This window comes from Aeromonas sp. HMWF017 (genome assembly GCF_003061465.1).
Classification (GTDB): Bacteria; Pseudomonadota; Gammaproteobacteria; order Enterobacterales; family Aeromonadaceae; genus Aeromonas; species Aeromonas veronii.
The window spans coordinates 531-6,625 of sequence record NZ_QAJD01000136.1; the positions used below are offsets into that span (position 1 = coordinate 531).

Sequence of the window (6,095 nt, forward strand, 5' to 3'; positions counted from 1 at the left end):
ACGCAAGGCGGCCATCAAGGATGCCGAGGCGGTAGAGGTGATCCAGCTGAGCGACAAACCGGACGTGACCTTCACGGCCCGTCCTGTCAGTACCGCGAACCGCCGCGATGAAGAGGCGCTGGCCGATGCCAAACCGGTCGCCGCCGTCCAGATCGAACGGGTTTGATGGTCACAACAGAACAATAAAAAGTAGGGGAACGAGGTATGAAATACGACAACTCCGTCAAAGCCGTGCGCGGCAGCTTCTTCGACATCACCCGGGTGGTGGAGCTGCCCGAGGAGATTGAGTCCAACGCCCGTCTTATCGAGGATGGTCTGCTGATCATTCGCAACGGCTGCATCGACTGGTTCGGTGAGTGGGAGGAGGGGAAAGATCGCATTCCGGCCGAGGTGCGGGTGCGCGATTATCGCGGCAAGATGATAGTGCCGGGCTTTGTCGACACCCACATTCACTATCCCCAGAGCGAGATGGTGGGGGCCTATGGCGAGCAACTGCTGGAGTGGCTCAACCGCCACACCTTCCCGGCCGAGCGGCGCTACAACGATCTCGAATATGCCCGCGAGATGTCCACCTTCTTTATCAAGCAGCTGCTGCGCAACGGCACCACCACGGCACTGGTGTTCGGCACCGTTCACCCCGAGTCGGTGGATGCCCTGTTCGAGGCAGCAAGTCGCATCAATATGCGGATGATCGCGGGCAAGGTGATGATGGATCGCAACGCGCCCGACTATCTGCTCGATACCGCCGAGAGCAGCTATGAACAGAGCAAGCAGCTCATTGAGCGCTGGCATGGTAACGGTCGGCTTCTATATGCCATCACACCACGTTTTGCACCCACTTCGACATCCGAGCAACTCACGATGGCGCGGCGGCTGCGCGAAGAGTTTCCCACCACCTATCTGCACACCCATCTGTGCGAGAACAAGGACGAGATCGCCTGGGTCAAATCCCTCTTCCCGGCGCACAAGGGCTATCTCGATGTCTATCACCAGCACGGCCTCACCGGCCACAACTGCGTCTTTGCCCACTGCGTCCATCTGGAAGAGCAGGAGTGGGATTGCCTGAAAGAGACCAATTCCACCATCGCGTTTTGTCCCACCTCCAACCTTTATCTCGGCAGCGGCCTGTTCAAGCTGCACAAGGCGTGGCGCAAGCAGGTTAAAGTGGGGATGGGTACCGACATCGGCGCCGGTACCACCTTCAACATGCTGCAGACCCTCAACGAGGCCTACAAGGTGATGCAACTGCAGGGCGAGCGCCTCTCGGCCTATCAGGCCTTCTACCTTGCCACCCTGGGCGGTGCCCATGCGCTCGGGCTGGACGAGCAGATCGGCAGCTTCGCGGTGGGCAAGGAGGCTGACTTCGTGGTACTCGACCCGGTCGCCACCCCGCTGCAGCAGCTGCGTTATGACAACTCCACCACCTTGCGTGACAAGCTGTTCGTGCTGCTGACCTTGGGGGATGACAGAGCCATCTACCGTACCTATGTGGATGGTCAGCTGGTCCACGAACGGGGCTAGGGAGAATAAACCGGGCAGGGCAGCAAGATCGCCGCTCTGCCACGAATACGGAAGCTGGCGTGCCCGCCCGGGGCGCCAGCGCCGCGATACATCAGGGCGCCCCCCTGATGACCAACCTGAAATGGCCCGGTTTTTTGATCAGCAAGGCAAACGTTTGATTGGTGCTGCCAGCCCTGGTCTCTGAGTTGCACCTCCCGTGTGCAATGGCAGATCCACAGATCCTGTCGCCATTTCGTGATGAAACATTCAGGCGCTTGTGAAGGAGTTGGGTATGACCCAAGCAAACAGCAGGACAAACAGCGTGGAAGGGCTGGCCAGTCAAGACACCGGCAAGACCGCATCACAACAGCAACCGCTCACCGCTCTCGATCGCTATTTCATGATCAGCGAGCGGGGCAGCAACGTCAGACAGGAGGTGCTGGCCGGGCTCACCACCTTCCTTGCCATGGTCTATTCGGTGATCGTGGTACCCGGCCTGCTCGGCAAGGCAGGTTTTCCGCCGGGCGCCGTCTTTGTGGCCACCTGTCTGGTGGCGGGGTGTGGTTCATTGTTGATGGGGCTTTGGGCCAAGCTGCCGATGGCTATCGGCTGCGCGATTTCACTCACCGCATTTACCGCTTTCAGTCTGGTGCTGGGGCAGCAGATCCCTATTCCGGTAGCGCTCGGTGCTGTCTTCCTGATGGGGGTGCTGTTCACTGCCATCTCGGTGACCGGGGTGCGTAGCTGGATCCTCGACAACCTGCCGATGGGGATTGCCCATGGCACCGGTATCGGTATCGGCCTTTTCCTGCTGCTGATCGCGGCCAACGGGGTAGGGCTGGTTATCAAGAACCCGCTGGAGGGGTTGCCGGTCGCACTGGGGGCCTTTACCTCGATGCCGGTCATCATGACCCTGCTCGGTCTTGCGGTGATCTTCGGGCTGGAGAAGCTCAAAGTCCCGGGCGGGATCCTGCTGGTGATCATCGCCATCTCCATCTTCGGTCTCATTTTTGACCCGGCGGTGAAGTATCAGGGATTGTTCGCTCTGCCGAGTCTCTCCGACGATCAGGGCAAGTCCCTTATCTTCAGCCTGGACATCATGGGCGCACTCTCGCCGCTGGTGCTGCCAAGTGTGCTGGCGCTGGTGATGACCGCGGTGTTTGATGCCACCGGCACCATTCGCGCCGTGGCGGGGCAGGCCAATCTGCTGGATAAGGATGGCCACATCATCAACAGCGGTAAGGCGCTGAGCGCCGACTCGGTGAGCAGCATCTTCTCCGGTCTGGTGGGGGCATCCCCGGCCGCTGTCTATATCGAATCGGCGGCGGGCACGGCGGCGGGCGGCAAGACCGGCCTCACAGCCACCGTGGTGGGTGGCCTGTTCCTGCTGATGCTGTTTCTGGCGCCGCTCTCCTATCTGGTGCCTGCCTATGCCACTGCACCGGCGCTGATGTATGTGGGTCTCCTGATGCTGAGCAATGTCACCAAGCTCGATTTCAGTGACTTTGTCGGAGCCATGTCCGGTCTGCTGTGCGCGGTCTTTATCGTGCTCACCTGCAACATCGTCACCGGCATCATGCTGGGCTTCAGTGCGCTGGTGATTGGCCGCATCTGCTCCAAGGAGTGGCACAAGCTCAATACGGGCACCGTCATCATCGCCCTGGCGCTGGTGATTTTCTATGCTGGGGGGTGGGCTATTTAGGGATAACCCGCCCGTTTCGGGGCTGCCATCGGCAGCCCCGCTTTTCTTAGCCAAACCTGCATGTTTCTTCGATTTTCACCCCGTACCATTTTGATAAATCCCCTTACCAGATTGATAGCGCCGTCTGCACTGGTTGCATCGGGGGCTGCTGCTTCGTCTTCGGCAGGCACCTTGCCGGCCAGAAAAAGGGAGACAGATGGGATCCTCTTCACACTTCTTCCCATCGCCGGGGCGAGAGGGGGAAACAGGCGCATATCTTGCTGTTTTTTATCCCGGTTCTGGATTTTTCTTCCCTGAAAAAGGACTTGATCATGTCCATAGGATTACCGCTCAAGCGGGTGGATGCCGAGGCCAAGGTGACCGGCAGTGCCCGTTATACCGATGACAACATCATGCTCGGCATGCGTCACGCCAAGTACGTGCGCAGCAATATCGCCCACGGCAAGGTGCTTGCCATCGACGCCAGCGAGGCGCTGGCGCTGCACGGTGTCGAAGCCGTGTTCACCCACGAGGATGTGCCCACCACCTGTTTTCGCACCGCCGGCCACGCCTGGTCCCTCGATGAGGCGAAACGGGACGTGAAAGACAGGCGCCTGCTCACCGACCATGTGCGCCACTTCGGCGATGGGGTGGCAATCGTAGTGGCCCGCGATCCGCTGGTGGCCGAAAAAGCGGCCGCCCTGGTCAAGGTGACCTACGAACCGCTGCCGGTGATGACGGATGCCGAAAGCGCCCTGGCCGACGGTGCCTATCCCATCCACCCGAGTGGCAACCTGCTGCGCCAAAGCCAGCTTCGCGCCAATGACCCGGAGCAGGCCATTGCGGCGGCAGATCTGCAGTTTCAGGGGCACTACCGGACGCCGGTGGTGCAGCACTGCCATCTGGAGACGGTGACCTGTTACGCCTACATGGATCAACCGGACCACATCATCGTCGTCAGCAGTACCCAGATCCCCCAGATAGTGCGCAGCCGGGTGGCCAAATCTCTCGGCCTGCCCTGGTCCAGCGTGCGGGTGATCAAGCCCTATATGGGCGGCGGCTTTGGCAACAAGCAGGATGTGCTGGAAGAGCCGATGGCGGCGTTTCTGAGCTACAAGCTTGGCGGCGTGCCGGTCAAGGTGACCTTGAGCCGGGAGGAGTGTTTTTTTGCCTCCCGCACCCGCCACGGCTTTGCGATCGACGGCAAGATGGGCCTCAACCGTGACGGCACCCTCAAGGGCTATCAGCTCGACGTACTCTCCAACACCGGCGGCTATGCCTCTCACGGCCACTCCATCGCCAGTGCCGGTGGCAACAAGATCAGTTACCTCTATCCGCGCAGCGCCTTCGGCTATGATGCCAAGACCTTCTACAGCAACCTGCCCACCGCCGGTGCCATGCGCGGTTACGGCGCGCCGCAGGTGATTTTTGCCCTCGAATGTATGCTGGATGATGCCTGCGCCGAGCTGGGGCTGGATCCGCTCGATGTGCGTATCGCCAACGTGGCGCGAGAAGGGGATGTTAATCAGGTCAACCAGAAGACCATCTACAGCGCCGGGCTGCCAGACTGTCTGTTGCGTGGTCGCGAGATGTTCGAGTGGGATCGGCTCAAGGCCGAATGTCTGGGGCAGGATCCGGCGAGTCGGGTACGGCGCGGCATCGGGGTGGCGTGCTTTAGCTACGGCTCCAATACCTATCCGGTGGGGGTCGAAATTGCCGGTGCCCGCATGCTGCTCAACCAGGATGGCACCGTCAATCTGCAGATCGGCGCCACCGAGATAGGGCAGGGGTCGGATACCGTCTTTGCCCAGATGGCGGCCCAGACCCTGGGCATTCCGTTTGAGCAGATCCGGGTCATCTCGACTCAGGATACCGACATCACCGCCTACGATCCGGGCTCGTTCGCCTCGCGACAGAGCTATGTGGCTGCCCCCGCCATCCATCAGGCTGCGCTGCAACTGCGGGCGCGCATCCTCTCGCTGGCAGCCCAGCTTTGTCATCAGGATGTGGGGTCGCTCACCCTGATCGACGGCTACGTGGTGCTGGCTGGCGCGCCGGAGAAGGTGCTGATCAGCGTCGCCGAGGTGTCGGTCAACGCCTATTACCACCTCACCATCGGCGGCCAGATCACTGCCGAGGTCTCCCACAAGACCACCACTAACCCGCCGAGTTTCGGCTGTACCTTTGTCGATCTCAGCGTCGATATCGATCTCTGCAAGGTGACCATCAACCGCATCATCAACCTGCACGATGCCGGCAAGATCCTCAATCCGCAGCTGGCGGAGGGACAGGTGCACGGCGGCATGGGGATGGGGATCGGCTGGTCGCTGTTTGAGGAGATGATCATCGACGCCAAGACCGGCGTGGTGCGCAACCCCAACCTGCTCGACTACAAGTTTCCCACCATGCTGGATTTGCCCGAACTCGAGTGCGACTTCGTGCAGACCTATGAGCCCCAGTCGGTCTATGGCCACAAATCCCTGGGGGAACCGCCGATCATTTCGCCGGGCCCGGCCATCCGTAACGCCATTCGCATGGCGACCGGTGTCGCCATCAACGAGCTGCCCATCACCCCCAAAACCCTGTTTCGGGAGTTTGTCGCGGCGGGTTTGATTGGCGAGGGATCAGGGGAGGAGCAACACCATGTTTGATATTGCCCGTTACTACAAGGCGCACAGCGTGGCCGAGGCCGTCGCCCTGCGTCAGGCTGACCCCGAGGCGCGCCTGCTGGCTGGTGGCACCGATGTGATGATCCAGCTGCATCACCTCAACGCCGCCTATCGCCATATCGTTGATATTCACGACTTGCCCGAACTCAAAGGGGTGTGCGAGTTGCCTGATGGGTCGATCCGCATCGGCTCCGGCACCACCTTTACCGAGATCATCGAGAACGAACTGGTGCAGCGCCGCCTGC

5 protein-coding genes are annotated in these 6,095 nt (G+C 60.8%); 4 read left to right on the forward strand and 1 reads right to left on the reverse strand.

What is annotated here, in order from left to right; translation table 11 throughout:
- Window positions 1-204 precede the first annotated feature (204 nt).
- Together guaD and DBR30_RS13575 are read left to right on the forward strand one after the other, a co-directional pair.
- On the forward strand, window positions 205-1,521 hold the full coding sequence (guaD, locus tag DBR30_RS13570) for a guanine deaminase (RefSeq protein ID WP_108542222.1): 1,317 nt from the start codon (window positions 205-207) through the stop codon (window positions 1,519-1,521).
- Window positions 1,522-1,900: 379 nt separating this feature from the next.
- A complete protein-coding gene (locus tag DBR30_RS13575; protein WP_162516894.1) occupies window positions 1,901-3,202 on the forward strand; it encodes an NCS2 family permease in 1,302 nt (433 codons plus the stop codon).
- On the opposite strand, the gene DBR30_RS13580 is transcribed toward DBR30_RS13575, so the two are convergent.
- Window positions 3,199-3,456, reverse strand: coding sequence for a hypothetical protein (locus tag DBR30_RS13580; RefSeq protein ID WP_108542221.1), 258 nt, complete (start codon window positions 3,454-3,456; stop codon window positions 3,199-3,201). The two genes, DBR30_RS13575 and DBR30_RS13580, sit on opposite strands and share 4 nt — an antisense overlap.
- Window positions 3,457-3,513: 57 nt before the next feature.
- Here DBR30_RS13580 and xdhA point away from each other — a divergent pair, with 57 nt between their 5' ends.
- Both xdhA and DBR30_RS22185 read left to right on the forward strand, forming a co-directional pair.
- Window positions 3,514-5,832, forward strand: a complete 2,319-nt coding sequence (gene xdhA, locus DBR30_RS13585; RefSeq protein WP_108588389.1) for a xanthine dehydrogenase molybdenum-binding subunit XdhA — start codon at window positions 3,514-3,516, stop codon at window positions 5,830-5,832.
- Window positions 5,825-6,095: FAD binding domain-containing protein (locus DBR30_RS22185; protein WP_308813275.1), on the forward strand; the 271-nt coding region annotated here is incomplete at its 3' end. The genes xdhA and DBR30_RS22185, both read left to right, overlap by 8 nt.